The sequence below is a fragment of the Pseudomonas sp. GW822-FHT06B12 genome, from assembly GCF_058799675.1.
Window position 1 is genome coordinate 206313 of sequence record NZ_JBXALR010000009.1, and the last position, 13749, is coordinate 220061.

General features: G+C 57.3%; 15 protein-coding genes. 8 read left to right on the forward strand and 7 right to left on the reverse strand.

The features are described 5' to 3' along the window. Window positions 1-246 precede the first annotated feature (246 nt). Entirely contained in the window at window positions 247-1455 is a 1209-nt protein-coding gene (locus AC1RKH_RS20610; RefSeq protein ID WP_493063217.1) for an ammonium transporter, read from the forward strand. A gap of 74 nt (window positions 1456-1529) precedes the next feature. On the opposite strand, the gene AC1RKH_RS20615 is transcribed toward AC1RKH_RS20610, so the two are convergent. Then, window positions 1530-3485, reverse strand: a complete 1956-nt coding sequence (locus tag AC1RKH_RS20615; RefSeq protein WP_493063216.1) for a monovalent cation:proton antiporter-2 (CPA2) family protein — start codon at window positions 3483-3485, stop codon at window positions 1530-1532. Between the two features lie 206 nt (window positions 3486-3691). Here AC1RKH_RS20615 and AC1RKH_RS20620 point away from each other — a divergent pair, with 206 nt between their 5' ends. The 3 genes from AC1RKH_RS20620 to AC1RKH_RS20630 all read left to right on the forward strand — a co-directional run bounded on the left by AC1RKH_RS20620 (window position 3692) and on the right by AC1RKH_RS20630 (window position 5355). Further along, window positions 3692-3928, forward strand: coding sequence for a glutaredoxin family protein (locus tag AC1RKH_RS20620; protein ID WP_493063215.1), 237 nt, complete (start codon window positions 3692-3694; stop codon window positions 3926-3928). A 122-nt stretch (window positions 3929-4050) separates the two neighbouring features. Continuing rightward, entirely contained in the window at window positions 4051-4371 is a 321-nt protein-coding gene (locus AC1RKH_RS20625) for a transcriptional regulator (RefSeq protein ID WP_123428899.1), read from the forward strand. Window positions 4372-4464: 93 nt separating this feature from the next. Continuing rightward, window positions 4465-5355: a pseudouridine synthase gene (locus tag AC1RKH_RS20630; protein WP_493063214.1), complete on the forward strand. Its 891-nt coding sequence runs from the start codon at window positions 4465-4467 to the stop codon at window positions 5353-5355. A gap of 116 nt (window positions 5356-5471) precedes the next feature. Here AC1RKH_RS20630 and AC1RKH_RS20635 read toward each other — a convergent pair whose 3' ends face one another. Together AC1RKH_RS20635 and mobA are read right to left on the reverse strand one after the other, a co-directional pair. Beyond that, on the reverse strand, window positions 5472-5693 hold the full coding sequence (locus AC1RKH_RS20635) for a YgdI/YgdR family lipoprotein (RefSeq protein ID WP_123428896.1): 222 nt from the start codon (window positions 5691-5693) through the stop codon (window positions 5472-5474). Between the two features lie 77 nt (window positions 5694-5770). Next, complete coding sequence (mobA, locus tag AC1RKH_RS20640; protein WP_493063213.1) at window positions 5771-6373, reverse strand: molybdenum cofactor guanylyltransferase MobA; 603 nt, start codon at window positions 6371-6373, stop codon at window positions 5771-5773. 81 nt (window positions 6374-6454) lie between these two features. Here mobA and moaB point away from each other — a divergent pair, with 81 nt between their 5' ends. Further along, window positions 6455-6994 carry a molybdenum cofactor biosynthesis protein B gene (gene moaB, locus AC1RKH_RS20645; protein WP_493063212.1) on the forward strand — a complete coding sequence of 180 codons (540 nt, stop codon included), beginning with the start codon at window positions 6455-6457 and terminating at the stop codon, window positions 6992-6994. 22 nt (window positions 6995-7016) lie between these two features. Beyond that, window positions 7017-8204 (forward strand): molybdopterin molybdotransferase MoeA, encoded by a 1188-nt coding sequence (locus AC1RKH_RS20650; protein ID WP_493063342.1) that lies wholly within the window; start codon window positions 7017-7019, stop codon window positions 8202-8204. Window positions 8205-8269: 65 nt separating this feature from the next. Here AC1RKH_RS20650 and AC1RKH_RS20655 read toward each other — a convergent pair whose 3' ends face one another. The 4 genes from AC1RKH_RS20655 to AC1RKH_RS20670 all read right to left on the reverse strand — a co-directional run bounded on the left by AC1RKH_RS20655 (window position 8270) and on the right by AC1RKH_RS20670 (window position 11334). Then, complete coding sequence (locus tag AC1RKH_RS20655; RefSeq protein WP_493063211.1) at window positions 8270-8578, reverse strand: hypothetical protein; 309 nt, start codon at window positions 8576-8578, stop codon at window positions 8270-8272. A gap of 215 nt (window positions 8579-8793) precedes the next feature. After that, the gene (locus AC1RKH_RS20660) at window positions 8794-9453 is read right to left on the reverse strand and encodes a response regulator (protein WP_493063210.1); all 660 of its coding nucleotides are present in this window, start codon (window positions 9451-9453) and stop codon (window positions 8794-8796) included. After that, window positions 9450-10343, reverse strand: a complete 894-nt coding sequence (locus tag AC1RKH_RS20665) for a sensor histidine kinase (protein ID WP_123428886.1) — start codon at window positions 10341-10343, stop codon at window positions 9450-9452. Before AC1RKH_RS20665 ends, AC1RKH_RS20660 begins: the two co-directional genes overlap by 4 nt. Before the next feature lie 520 nt (window positions 10344-10863). Continuing rightward, on the reverse strand, window positions 10864-11334 hold the full coding sequence (locus AC1RKH_RS20670) for a hypothetical protein (RefSeq protein ID WP_493063209.1): 471 nt from the start codon (window positions 11332-11334) through the stop codon (window positions 10864-10866). A gap of 563 nt (window positions 11335-11897) precedes the next feature. Between AC1RKH_RS20670 and AC1RKH_RS20675 the strand changes: the two genes are divergently transcribed. Together AC1RKH_RS20675 and AC1RKH_RS20680 are read left to right on the forward strand one after the other, a co-directional pair. Then, window positions 11898-12833 (forward strand): chemotaxis protein CheV, encoded by a 936-nt coding sequence (locus AC1RKH_RS20675; protein ID WP_493063208.1) that lies wholly within the window; start codon window positions 11898-11900, stop codon window positions 12831-12833. A 101-nt stretch (window positions 12834-12934) separates the two neighbouring features. Further along, window positions 12935-13741 carry an MOSC domain-containing protein gene (locus AC1RKH_RS20680; RefSeq protein ID WP_493063207.1) on the forward strand — a complete coding sequence of 269 codons (807 nt, stop codon included), beginning with the start codon at window positions 12935-12937 and terminating at the stop codon, window positions 13739-13741. Window positions 13742-13749: the final 8 nt, after the last annotated feature.

Here is a 13749-nt window from a genome sequence, read left to right on the forward strand (position 1 = left end):
CTTTTGCTATGTCGTGGTGCGTCAGACAGTGCTGCTGTGCTGAAACTGGGCATGCTTCGCGAAAACCTTAACCTAAATAATAGAAACTCGCGCAAACACCCGAGCAATGATTGACCTCAATGAGCTTTTTGCGCCAAAACGGTTCGCCGGAATAACGGTTGACGCCAAGGCTGGTGTCAACTTGGTGCGTGAATTGGCTCGGTGAACTGCTTTGGTGCTTTTGCGACTTTAAGGTCTGCCAACTTCATGGAAAATTTGCAAAGTGCTGTGGACAGCCTGGTCCATAGCTCCAATACGCTGTTCATTCTGATCGGCGCTGTCATGGTTCTGGCCATGCATGCCGGTTTCGCTTTTCTGGAAGTCGGCACGGTTCGGCAAAAAAACCAAGTCAACGCTTTATCGAAGATCCTCAGCGACTTTGCCATCTCAACGCTGGCCTATTTCTTTATAGGCTACTGGATTTCCTACGGCGTCACTTTCATGCAACCGGCCGCGGTGATCAGCGCTGATCACGGTTATGGACTGGTGAAGTTTTTCTTCCTGCTGACCTTTGCCGCAGCCATCCCGGCGATCATCTCCGGGGGGATTGCCGAGCGCGCCCGATTCGTTCCGCAGTTGTGCGCGACGGCGTTGATCGTCGCCTTCATTTATCCGTTTTTTGAAGGTGTGGCCTGGAACGGAAACTTTGGTCTGCAGGCCTGGTTGTTGGCGCGCTTCGGTGCCGGCTTCCATGATTTCGCAGGTTCTGTGGTAGTCCACGCCATGGGCGGTTGGCTGGCGCTGGCGGCGGTCTTGTTGCTCGGTCCGCGCAATGGTCGGTATCGCGATGGGCGTCTGGTGGCGTTTGCGCCGTCGAGCATTCCGTTTCTGGCATTGGGTTCGTGGATTCTCATCGTCGGATGGTTCGGCTTTAACGTGATGAGCGCGCAAACCCTGCAAGGCGTCAGTGGTCTGGTGGCGGTCAACTCGTTGATGGCGATGGTCGGCGGCACGGTTGCCGCATTGATTGTCGGCCGTAACGACCCGGGGTTCCTGCACAACGGCCCACTGGCCGGGTTGGTAGCGATCTGCGCCGGCTCTGACCTGATGCACCCGGTTGGCGCACTGGTGACCGGCGCCATCGCCGGAGCCTTGTTTGTCTGGTGTTTCATCGCGGCGCAAAGCCAATGGAAGATCGACGATGTACTCGGCGTCTGGCCGTTGCACGGTCTGTGTGGCGTTTGGGGCGGGATTGCCTGCGGGATTTTCGGTCAGAGCGCCTTGGGTGGTCTCGGCGGGGTAAGCTTGATCAGTCAGTTGATCGGCACCGCGTTCGGTGTGGCCGTGGCATTGATCGGAGGCTTTGCGGTGTATGGCACGATCAAGCTGTTGCATGGGCTGCGCCTGAGTCAGGAAGAGGAGTATTACGGGGCGGATCTGTCGATCCACAAGATCGGCGCGGTCAGCCAGGATTGATTGCCTTCAGTTGATTGGCCTGGCTCGCGCGAGGTGGCTGCCGATTCTGCGCGAGCCGGGCTTACAACCCTTGATTACCCAGCCAGAAGCCTGGCTTCACAGGCCTCGATGGCAGACAAGGTGCCAGACATCAATACCCGATCGCCTGCCAGCAATCGCGTGGCGCCCTCAACCGCCAAATCAGTGCCATTGCGCTGAACGGCTTGAACATCGACCCCCAACTCTTCCAGCGCCAGCTCATTCAAGGGCCGGCCGCATGCGTGGGCGTCCGTCGCCAGGTTAACCGCATGCATCAACACTTTCGGCTGCCCCCGACGGTCCAGCAGATTGCTTTGCGCTCCGTGGTAGAAACCTTGCAGCAGTCGATAGCGGCTACGTCGCACTTCATCGACACGCTCCTGGACCTGCTGTTGGGGCAAACCCAACATGATCAGCGCGTGGGACGCGAGCATCAGGCTCGATTCCAGCAGTTCCGGGACGACCTCATTGGCTCCGGCTGCCTTCAACTCGGTCAACTGACTATCGTCGCGGGTTCGCACCAGTATCGGAACCTTGGTGTTTATCCGTCGTGCTGCATTGAGTACGGCCAGGGCGATATCGGTCTTGTCCACGGCAATCACCAGCAGTCGCGCGCGCTCAAGTCCTACGGCCCCGAGCAATTCTCCACGACGGGAATCCCCATAGTGCACGCAGCTTTCACCAGCCGCGGCTTCATGAACACGCACCGGGTCATCGTCCAGCGCAACGAAGGGCTGCTCTTCGCGGCGCAGAAAACGTCCGATGGATTGACCGACTCGACCGTAGCCGCAAATGACCACGTGCCCGTGCCGCTCGGCGTTCAACGCAGCAATTTGATCGAGTTGCGCTTCGTCACCGGGTTTGCGGTGCAAGCGTGCGGCAATACCTGGCGCCGCGCGCAGCAATAGTGGCGTCAGCAACATCGAACAGAAGGTCGCAGCCAGCAGCAGGTCGCTCAGCTCGGCTGGCAACAGTTTGTTCTGCTGCATCTGGGCCATTAGCGCAAAGCAGAATTCGCCGCCTTGCGCCAATGCCAGACCGCTGCGCCAGGCGGTTTCGCCGTCACTGCCGCGCCATTTGACCAGCGCCGCGACCACGCTGCCCTTGATCAGCAGCAGTCCCAATGTCAGGCCGAGAATCAACAGGCCATGGCTGGCGAACAACTGCAGGTCGATCAGCATGCCAATGCTGACGAAAAACAGTCCAAGCAGAATGTCGCGGAACGGGCGGATATCGGCTTCGATCTGATGCCGGTAATGGCTCTCGCCCAGCAACATGCCGGCAAGGAAGGCACCGAGGGCAGGGGAGAGTCCGAGCAGATGAGTCAGCCACGCGGTCAGCAACACGATGACCAGTGCCAGCAAGACGAACAGTTCAGCGGAGTGCGAGGCGGCGACTTCGTGGAACAGGCGTGGCAGGAGCCAGCGACTGGCCAGCAACAGACCGACAAACAGCACCAGGGTTTTGCCAAGTGTGATCGGCAGCGCCCAGTACCAGGTTTGATCGCTGCTGCCAGCGAACACCGGGACCAGCGTCAGCAACAGCACCGCAACTACATCCTGAAACAACAGCACGCCAATCGCATTCTGGCCGTGGCGGCTGAAGATCTCGCCGAGGCTGCTCAACTCTTTGCTGACAATCGCCGTGGACGATAGTGCGAGACCGGCGCCGAGCAACATGGCCGGGGTGACTGGCATGCCGAGCAGCATCAGCAGTCCGCCCAGCAGCACGCCCGAGCACAGTACTTGCAGGCTGCCGAGACCAAATACCACACGCCGCAGCGCGAGCATTTTCGACAGAGAAAACTCCAGACCCAGGGAGAACAGCAGAAAAACCACGCCCAACTCGGCGAGGTCCGGCAAATCCTGGTTGTCATTCACCCAGCCGAATGCGCTTGGTCCCACGAGCAGTCCGACGCACAGGTAGCCCAGCACGGGCGGAAGTTGAAGGCGCCGAAACAGCGCAATCACCACCAATGATGAGGCGAGGATGATCAACAAATTGGCAAACACAACATTCTCCGTTTCACCGCCAGGACGTACCAAGCGTAGAGGCAAAAAAGCCGCGAGCATCGCGCAACTGGAACTGAGGCCGAGTGATTTGCATCAGGGTTTTACCAGACAGCTAAAATTGGCTGTCGTCACGGGCATCCCCGTCGCTCGACGACTTTTCGTCCCGGGCCTAGAATAGTCACCCAATCCTCGTTGGTCTGTTTGTCATGCCTCCTGAATGCCAGTTGTTCAGCACCCTTGGTTGCCATCTCTGTGAACTCGCAGAAGCGGAATTGATGCCGCTGGTCGAGCACGGTTTGTTGGTGGAACTGGTCGACATTGCAGACAGCGAAACCTTGTTTGAAGCCTATGGCTTACGTATTCCGGTTCTGCGCCGCGTTGATACGGGGGCCGAATTGGGTTGGCCCTTCGACGCCGAACAGGTCGTGGCATTCCTGCGTTAACCCCATCTCGCCTTCAGCGACAGTCGTTCCGTCTGTCGCGATCCTCAGGTAATCCGTTGGCGTAACCCCGATTATTCGTTTACTGTATGGACGTACAGCTATTCGCGTTAGAGGGATGCAGCATGGTCAATGTCGAACAATTGAAAGCCAGCGTGAACCGCATGTCGGCTGATGTCGTACAGGAGGCGGTGCTGGAGTTGCGCCTGGATGGTTTGGTCACGGAAGGAAAAACGCCATTCAACAAATTGCACTTCAACACCTGTTTCGCTGAAATCGAAGCCTTGTTTCAGCGCGCGGGTTATCACCGCCAACTGGATGTTGTGGGTTATCAAGGGCTGCTGTATGCGCTTTATGATCCAGGCCGTTGGGAGGCTGTCGATGTATTGCGCTGGCTGAAGGAGTTTACTGAAGCGGCGGCGCAGCGAGAGTCGCTGACAGCGTGATAGTCATGAGGGCGGCTCGCACAGAATCTGCCCTAGGATCGGCCGGGTCCTTGCTGGATAATGGGCGCCTGCATTAACGGCCAGAGCTTTCGTATGTCCACCTCATCTTTTTCCGCCGCACAGAATCAGGCCAGCACGCTGTACCTGCCGCCTGGCGCCTGGCTGACCGTACTCGATTGTCTGTGCGAACACTTCAGCGCCATTGGTCGCGAGCAATGGCTGGACAGGATTGCCCGTGGTCGTGTCCTGGATGGTCACGGTCATGCGATTGCCATGGACCTGCCTTACAAGGAAGGTTTGCGGATTCACTATTTTCGGGAAGTTCCCGACGAAAAAACAATCCCGGTGCTTGAGACGATTCTGTATGCCGACGAGCATCTGGTGGTTGCGGACAAACCACACTTTCTGCCGGTTACCCCGGCGGGCGAGTACGTTGAACAGACGTTGCTGCGGCGCTTGATTCGTCGTCTGGATAACCCGCATTTGGTGCCTTTGCACCGTATAGACCGACACACGGCAGGGCTTGTGCTGTTCTCTGCCGACCCTAGGAGTCGCTCGGCCTATCAATCGTTGTTCCCAACACGGCAAATCGAAAAACGCTACGAGGCAATTGCCCGTGCCTTGCCGGAGGTGTCGTTTCCGCTGGTGCATAAAAGCCGTCTGGTCGATGGCGAGCCCTTCTTTCGCATGCAAGAGGGCCCCGGTGTGAGCAATACCGAGACTGCGATTGAGGTCATCGAGAAAAACGCCGATCTCTGGCGTTATGCGCTGTATCCGGTGACCGGCAAAAAGCACCAGTTAAGGGTCCACATGACTGCGTTGGGGGCGAGTATCTGTAATGACCCGTTTTATCCTGATGCGTTGAAAGACGTTGAAGATGATTACGCCAACCCATTGAAGCTGTTGGCCAAGGGGTTGTGTTTTATCGATCCGGTGACCGGGCTGGAGCGAAGCTTTGAAAGTGAAATCACCCTGCAGTGGTGATTCCGTAGTTCAAGCAATATGCCCATTGCTCCGCGACAGGCAGGATTTTCTACTACCAGAAACGATAAAGCCCGCACGCGGCGGGCTTTATGTGTAGCTGGCTGTCGCCGTAAGGCTTACAGGTCTTTAACGGTACGAATCTGATCTTTGTTGATGCGGGTTTGTTTGCCATCCAGTTGCTCGAATTGGTAAAAGCCCGACTTGGAATCGAATTGAGGTGTGTCGACCGACTGGATTTCACGACCGTCATTCAAGGTGATCACCGCGGGCGATGAGCAACCGGCGAGGGTAGCGAGGCCCAATGCGAGCATGAAGGTGGCGAGGGTCCGATGAGTCATGTGATTTCTCCGAATATGAATTCTTTTGAGTACTGGGCTTGAGACGTATGCCTGGCGTGCAAGTTCCTTGGTTGGCGTCATTCTGGCACGTCGCTGTGCAGGCTTAACAGCTCAGGTGTATTCAGGTTGGCCAGGCGTCGATCGTTTTCGGGGCATTGCAGTGCGATGGCACCGAGGTTTCGCATGATGCGTCCGGGGCTGCGTTCACCCTCGTTCCAGGCGTTTTCAAAGTCGCCTGCCAGCGCCACTGGGATGATGCACAGCAACGGTTCCCAATGCTCGCCCTGGCGTAGCATCAAGGGTTTGTCCGGCTGTTGGCGGGCGGCTTCGCGCATAGCCGTGAGTAGTTCGGCATCAATGCGCGGCACGTCGCAGGGCAGTATCATCAGATGGGGATGGCGCGCGACCGCCAATCCGGCGCGGATACCGGCCAATGGGCCCGGAAAGTCACTGTTGTCGTCATGGACCAACTGGTCGGCGTAAGGTGCGTATTTTTCCAGATTGCGGTTGCAGGAAATGATCAGGTCATCGCTTAAACCGCGAGTCTGGCGGTGCAGATGAGCAATCAAAGGCAAGCCTTGCCACACCAGCAACCCCTTGTCCTGACCGCCCATACGCTGGCCACGTCCTCCTGCGAGAAGCAGGATAGAGCAGGGCGGCAACGGGGTGTTCGAGGTCATGGCGTATCTCCACAGGTGCGGTGAAAAAATGAGGCGCTGTGATATAACACCGGGCTGTTTCTCCTACAACTGGACGAGCCTATGAAAGCCAAGGCTGATGTACCTTTCGCCCCACTGAACATTGCGGTGTTGACTGTCAGTGATACCCGCACGCTGGAAACCGATACCTCGGGGCAAGTCTTCGTTGACCGCCTGAGTGCCGCCGGACATAACCTGGCCGCGCGTATTCTGCTTAAAGATGATCTCTACAAAATCCGTGCGCAAGTCGCGACCTGGATCGCTGACGATGTTGTGCAGGTGGTACTGATTACCGGCGGTACGGGTTTTACCGGCCGTGACAGTACACCGGAAGCGGTCAGTTGCCTGCTGGATAAGCAGGTTGATGGATTTGGTGAGTTGTTTCGGCAGATATCGGTTGCGGATATTGGCACCTCGACAGTGCAATCGCGTGCATTGGCAGGGTTGGCCAATGGCACGCTGGTCTGCTGTCTGCCTGGCTCCACCAACGCGGTGCGAACCGGTTGGGACGGGATTCTCGCGGAGCAACTGGATTCGCGGCACCGCCCTTGCAACTTCGTTGCTCACTTGAAACAGGCGGCACTCTGTGAATCCCGCGGGTAAGCCAGGCAAGACGGGCAGTTTGATGCCCGTCGAAGTGGCGCTGGCACGCTTGCTGGAAATGGCTGAAGCGTCGCCAATCCTTGAGCGCGAGCGATTGCCGTTGGCTGCGACCCAGGGCCGTGTTCTCGCCGAGGATCTGCTGTCGACCCTCGATCTGCCGCCATGGCCCAACAGTGCCATGGACGGTTATGCCTTGTGCCTTGCCGATTGGACTGGCGAGCCACTGGTGGTCAGCCAGAAGATCTTTGCCGGGCAAGCCCCGGAGCCATTAGCACCGGGTACCTGTGCACGGATCTTCACCGGCGCACCGGTACCGGCCGGTGCAGACTGCGTTGAAATGCAGGAAAACGCCGAGGTTCAGGCGGACCTACGGGTATGTTTTACCGAGCCGATGCGCGCAGGGCAGAACATTCGCCCGCAAGGTCAGGAAACCACGGTGGGTGAGCAGGTGTTGACCGCCGGTACGCGTTTGGGTCCTATCGAACTAGGTTTGGCGGCCTCGCTGGGGTGCGCAGAGCTTGAAGTCGTGCGCAAGATCCGGGTCGCGGTGCTCTCCACCGGAGACGAATTGGTCGAGCCTGGGCAGGCCCTTGGCCCAGGGCAGATCTACAACAGCAATCGGGTATTGCTGTGCAGTTGGTTGCAGCGTTTAGGCTGCGAAGTGATCGATGCGGGGATTCTACCGGACGACTTGCAGGCAACGCGCAATCGTCTCGCCGAATTGGGGAATGTCGACCTGATCCTTTCTACCGGCGGTGTATCGGTAGGCGAGGCGGATTTTCTGGGTATTGCGCTGCGTGAAGAGGGTGAGCTGGCGTTATGGAAGCTGGCCATCAAACCAGGGAAACCACTGACGTTTGGGCACTTTCGAGGTGTGCCGGTGATTGGATTACCTGGTAATCCTGCGTCGACACTGGTGACCTTCGCTTTGTTGGCACGTCCCTATCTGTTGCGTCGTCAGGGCGTAAGAGAAGTTCGGCCCTTGCAGTTTCAGGTTCCGGCAGGATTCGTCTGGTCCAAGGCCGGCAATCGCCGGGAATACCTGCGCGGTCGTCTCGAGCATGGGCGGGCAATCATCTATAAAAACCAGAGCTCGGGTGTTTTGCGCAGTGCAGCCTGGGCTGAGGGGTTGGTTGAAGTGCTGGAAGAGCGCACCTTGGCCGAAGGTGATTGGGTGAATTTCATCCCGCTGAGTGAAGTGCTGGGCTAAGCCCGTGCTGCAGGCTCGCCAGGCCCGGTATGGATCACCTTGGGCCTGGCGTTTCATGGTGCCGGTTATGAGTTAAGCAGCATCACGAGTTGATCGAAGCGGCTGTTGGCGATCCAGCCGAGCAGACTGATGATCACCGCCGAGGCGCCTACCGAGTAAGCAAGCCTGTGCTTGATGGATTTGACGTCATTTCGGACCTCTTCCATATCTCTGCGAATGTACTTGAGGTGGGTCTCCAGCTCTACAACGCGCGGCTCCATGTCATTCCCTCCAGGTGTGTTGACGGTGCAATTGCATTCAGTCGGTTGAGCAGGGTGATCGCCCTTGAGTGGCGTGCCCCGGTTCGCTGGAAATCGGAAGTCATGGCTTTGCATTAAGTGCATGGCTCCCTGCCCGATAGTCTCTGGTCATGATACGTGCACATCCCTGTGGGTTTTTTTGCTGTTGCCTGATAACCGCAGTCACAAGGTGTACCAATACGAAATGACCGTCAATTGGGCTAATTCATCACGACTTGTAAGAAAAAAGTCGGCGCGTAGGACTCTTCTGATGCCCGAGGGATCGGCGCTACTGGGGCGTTGAATCTGGTCTAGTCGTCGAGACTGATGATTTGCTCGCGCACGGCAAACAGCACCAGGCCCGCGACATCGAAGATCTGCAAGCGCTTCATGATCTGAGAGCGATGGGTTTCCACCGTTTTGATGCTCAGGCCCAAACCATTGGCAATCTCGCGAGTGGATTTGCCACGCACGATCAAGCGCAGAATCTCTAGCTGACGTGCCGTCAGATTATGCGTGTCGACCGGTTCTGGCTGGTTCTTCTGGGCACGCACCAGTGCCTGGTTGATTACGGTGTGAGCGATGGCCGGGCTCAGGTAGCGTTCGTTGTTGCGCAAGGCTTCAAGCGCGTGTTCCAGCTCCGTGGCGGTGGTGTCTTTGAGCAGGTAGCCGTGCGCGCCTGACTCCAGGGCTTGCATGATCAGCGCGGGATCGGTGTGCATCGACAGTATCAGCACCTTGCTCTGCGGGCGTACGGCCTTGAGTCGTTGCAGGGCCTCAAGCCCACCGGTTTCCTTCATGGATATATCCAGCAGGATGATGTCAGGGCTTAGCTGTTCGACTATTTCGAGCAGCTGCGCACCATCACTGGCTTCACCAATGACGGCGTAACCAGGAATATCCAGAACCAGCGCGCGTACGCCGGCCCTGATCAGCGAGTGGTCATCCACCAGGAGCAAGTTACAAGTCAATGTTGAACCTTATTCGTACTGGCTCGTTCGAGCGCGCGGGGTGCCCAGGGGAAAAGTGCTTCGATCTGCGTACCCTTGCCGGGCTCACTGATGACACTCAGAGTGCCGCCCAGTTGTTCGATCCGCTCTGACATTCCGGCCATTCCGCGCTGTCCTTCACGGCCAGGATGGGTGGCTGGAGAAAAGCCCAGTCCGTCATCACTGATAAACAGCGCAAGCCCTTGGGGCAGGCGTTGCAAGCGGATCAACAGATTTTTGGCTTGGGCATGGCGCAGCATGTTAGTGACGGCTTCCTGGGTAATTCGAAACGCCGCCACCGCCATTTCTTCCGGAATACCGGTGAGGCGCTGCTGGCACTCAAGGCTCCAGTTCACGGCAGTGTTTGCCAGTGTTTTGAGCAGATGCGCACGCAAACTGGCTTCCAGGCCAAGGCTGGTCAGTTGTCTTGGATTGAGAATGGCCGACACATCGCGAACTTTGGTCAGGGTTTCTTCCAGTGTGTCGCAGAGCAGGGTGCAATGGCTTTGCAGTTCTTCGGGTAGACGTCGCTTGAGCCATTCACTTTGAAGCTTTGCCGCCGTCAGTAATTGGCCAATATCGTCGTGGAGTTCACGACTGAGCCGATGGCGTTCATTTTCCTGTACTTCCAGCAAACGGTCGGCAAGTTCCTGAGGCTGGAACTTGATCGATTTGCGCGAGTTGCGATGCTGCACCCAGACACCGGTGGCTGCCGCCAGATTCAGTACCAGCAGCGCAACTGGAAGGTGGCAGGACAGGCAGTAAACCAGCAAGCTGCCCACTGCCGAGCACAGACACATCAACAGCGTGAACCGGCGAACGTTTTTTCGGGAGGGTGGCCAAGAGGCGACTGACTTGAGGCTGGCGTACATAGCGGATGGAGCCAATGAATGTTCGCTGCGGGCAGACCGGTCAGGGTGGCTGACGGGTCTCTGTCTGGAAAACGCTGGTGATTGGATAGCGGGTTTCAAGTTAGCGCAGTCTGATTGTCAAAATCGAGTTTTGCAGTTTCCAGGGGATAGGCCCGGCCTGGAGTCAGACTGCCATAAAGTAGAGCCAACTAATTGGGCCGCATAATACCACTTAACATACCGTTGGTCGCGTTCGCTATATATGTCCAGTGAGTCAGGAATTTTTTCGTTGTTGGACGGCTGTTCCACGTTTGGCGGGAATGGGCTGGCGCCGCAGTGTCCAGCTTGACTCATTGTGTTACTAAACGGTTCGCAGCGCTCTAAACGGGTAGTCTGGGAGGTCAGAAGTCCACAACTAAATAGTTGGGTTATTACTTTGATTCTGTCGTTAAAAGATATGAAGTGTTCAATTACGACACGAAAGACTGTTGCTGAAAGTGCTGAATATTATCAGGCGATCTCACGCATTACTTGATGACGCTCAGGCATGTCTTGCCGAAAGCGGAGCACATGCGAACGGCCTGGCAGGTGGTGCCAGGCGTGTCGGGGCACGACCAATTTCCATGGCGAACGCTTCGATCAACGACATCTGTTCCGCGTCATCGAGGCTGAGCTGGCCGGTAGTCAGGTCGACCAGTTCAAGTTGCCAGGCCATCAGTGTGAAGCACTCTTTGAGCGCACAAAGTGCCTGGTCATTCAGATCGATTTGAGTGCGGGCATGGCTGAGCAGGCTGTGGATGCACATCGAGAATTCCGATACGGCCTGCAACGCCAATGCATCGGCCCGGTTGGCCAGAGTGAACAGTGTGTTCAGCATGCAATCGATGGCGTCCTGATCATTGTTGATCAGTTGCAGGTGGCTCAGGCACTCCTCGGATTTGGCCAGCAGTGTTTCCGCCTCGATCAAAAATTCGGGCAGTCGCGGATTCCGGTTTTTGCGATCGTTCAGCATGCTTCTCTCCACGACATCAAGTCAGGTGATGCAATTGGGCGTGTGGCGAACGAACGTAAGGTACTGTCGGACGACGACCGGAATCTGTAAGGCGTTTCTGATTTTTTGTGGCTGGCGATGAACGGTCTGTTTGCATACGACGCGAATGCTCCGATGGAACCCTGATTTACAGCGTAACGAGGTGCCGAAATCATTAGCCGTGAGGCATGAGCGGCGTAACCTGGCGGGCTGAAAAACGAGCTCGGCAACGGTTCTTCGATCACAAACAAAAGCCTGACTCCATTCATGCAGTGAGAATGGCGTCACATTAATGGCTATTGGATATCGCGAATATCAGGCTGGTCCCGATTGTGGCTAGGGGATTCCCTTATGCCATGGAACAAAGCGCGCAAGGTGGGGTCGCGCAGAGGGGTGTGCAGTTGATGAATTGACCGCCTCAGTAGAGCATGATGTTAATGTGACATCAATTCCTTCGCGTGGCATTTTGTTTGTGGGTCAAGATTCGGTGCCAACCGCCGATAAGTTTCTTTAGTGAATTCATCAGAAAAGCCCAGGAGTCATTAATGGCCGGCATTCTCGACACAGTAGATCAACGCACACAGCTGGTGGGTGAGAATCGCCTGGAAATTCTCATGTTTCGCCTGGCCGGTCGGCAGCTGTTTGCGATCAACGTTTTCAAGGTGCAAGAAGTCCTGCAGTTGCCAAAACTGACCCTGATGCCGCAGCGCCACCCGTTCGTCTGTGGTGTGGTCAATCTGCGTGGCCAGACGTTGCCGGTGATCGACCTGTCCCAGGCCATCGGTATGCGGCCGCTGGTGCCGGGGCCCAACAGCACCATCATCGTGACCGAGTACAACCGCTCGGTGCAGGCATTCCTGGTGGGTGGCGTCGATCGCATCGTCAACATGAACTGGGAAGCCATTCTGCCGCCGCCAACCAGTGCCGGCCGCCAGCATTACCTCACCGCCATCAGCAAGGTCGATGACCAGTTGGTGGAGATCATCGACGTCGAAAAAGTACTGGCCGAGATCGTGCCTTACAACGCCAAGGTTTCGCGTGACAAGCTCGAAGACCCGGTGCTGGAGCGTGCCCGCGGTCGTGAAGTACTGCTGGTGGACGACTCCAACGTGGCCCTGTCCCAGTTGCGCGATACCCTGGGTCAGCTCGGGGTGAAAATGCACATCGCCAGCGACGGCCTGAAGGCCCTGAACATGCTCAAGGCCTGGGCCGATACCGGCGTGGTCATGACCGATAAACTGCTGATGATCTTCACCGATGCGGAAATGCCCGAAATGGACGGCTACCGCCTGACCACCGAGATCCGCAACGATCCACGCCTGCGTCGCCTGTACGTAGTCCTGCACACCTCGCTGTCCGGCAGTTTCAACGACTCGATGGTGAAGAAGGTCGGTTGTGACAACTTCCTCTCGAAATTCCAGCCAGACAAACTGGTCGACGTGGTGCGCCAGCGCCTGATGCTCGACGCAGTCCCGGCCTGACGGAGCATCACGGGCAGGCTTGGCGTCTGCCCGTGATGTGCTTCTTTGATTCGTCAGCCGGCTCGTATATCGTGGCGCTTTTGCCCCCCAGGGAGCTGGCCATGTTGCGTCTGAGCGCGCTTTACCGTTATCCACTCAAGTCTGGCAAGGGCGAAACCCTGCAACAGGCCAGTCTGGACAAACTTGGGCTGGAAGGGGATCGGCGCTGGATGTTGGTGGATGAGTCCAGCGGACGCTTCCTGACGCAACGCGCGGTATCGGACATGAGCCAGTTGTCGGCGTTGTGGAATACCGCTGGTGGCCTGACGCTCAGTGCGCCCGGTCGCTCGCCGATCGATATTGCCCTGCCTGCCAGCGATGCTGAACTGCGTGGCGTGACCATCTGGCGCGATACCTTGCGGGTTCCTGATGCCGGTGATGCGGCCGGTGCCTGGGTCAGTGAGTTTATTGGCAAGCCGACCCGGTTGGTGCAAGTGCCCGAGACGCTGGCCCGTACTACTCAGGCCGGCTATGGCAAGGATGACGATAAAGTCGCCTTTGCCGACGGTTTTCCGCTGCTGTTGATTGGCCAGGCTTCGCTTGAGGACTTGTCGCAACGCGTTGGCCGACCACTGGAGATGCTGCGTTTTCGACCGAATCTGGTGATCGAGGGCAGTGAGGCGTTTGCCGAAGATGGCTGGAAGCGCATTCGGATTGGCGATGTCGAGTTCCGCGTGGTCAAGCCGTGTTCACGCTGCATCCTCACCACCATTGACCCGAAGACCGGTGAGCGCAGCGATGACCGCGAACCCCTGGCAACGCTGCAAAAATACCGTGCTCAGGAGGATGGTGCGATGTTCGGTCAGAACCTGGTCAATGACGGCAATGGCCGGCTTGAAGTCGGCATGCCGGTAACGATCCTCGAATAACGCTCCAG

Coding starts and splice junctions, on each gene's coding strand:
- mobA (WP_493063213.1), bottom strand. CDS start 6,373: ATGACCTCGAACACCCCGTTGCCGCCCTGCTCTATCCTGCTTCTCGCA.
- AC1RKH_RS20610 (WP_493063217.1), top strand. CDS start 247: ATGGAAAATTTGCAAAGTGCTGTGGACAGCCTGGTCCATAGCTCCAAT.
- AC1RKH_RS20620 (WP_493063215.1), top strand. CDS start 3,692: ATGCCTCCTGAATGCCAGTTGTTCAGCACCCTTGGTTGCCATCTCTGT.
- AC1RKH_RS20675 (WP_493063208.1), top strand. CDS start 11,898: ATGGCCGGCATTCTCGACACAGTAGATCAACGCACACAGCTGGTGGGT.
- AC1RKH_RS20635 (WP_123428896.1), bottom strand. CDS start 5,693: ATGACTCATCGGACCCTCGCCACCTTCATGCTCGCATTGGGCCTCGCT.
- AC1RKH_RS20680 (WP_493063207.1), top strand. CDS start 12,935: ATGTTGCGTCTGAGCGCGCTTTACCGTTATCCACTCAAGTCTGGCAAG.
- AC1RKH_RS20665 (WP_123428886.1), bottom strand. CDS start 10,343: ATGTACGCCAGCCTCAAGTCAGTCGCCTCTTGGCCACCCTCCCGAAAA.
- AC1RKH_RS20625 (WP_123428899.1), top strand. CDS start 4,051: ATGGTCAATGTCGAACAATTGAAAGCCAGCGTGAACCGCATGTCGGCT.
- AC1RKH_RS20630 (WP_493063214.1), top strand. CDS start 4,465: ATGTCCACCTCATCTTTTTCCGCCGCACAGAATCAGGCCAGCACGCTG.
- AC1RKH_RS20655 (WP_493063211.1), bottom strand. CDS start 8,578: ATGCAAAGCCATGACTTCCGATTTCCAGCGAACCGGGGCACGCCACTC.
- AC1RKH_RS20650 (WP_493063342.1), top strand. CDS start 7,017: ATGCCCGTCGAAGTGGCGCTGGCACGCTTGCTGGAAATGGCTGAAGCG.
- AC1RKH_RS20670 (WP_493063209.1), bottom strand. CDS start 11,334: ATGCTGAACGATCGCAAAAACCGGAATCCGCGACTGCCCGAATTTTTG.
- moaB (WP_493063212.1), top strand. CDS start 6,455: ATGAAAGCCAAGGCTGATGTACCTTTCGCCCCACTGAACATTGCGGTG.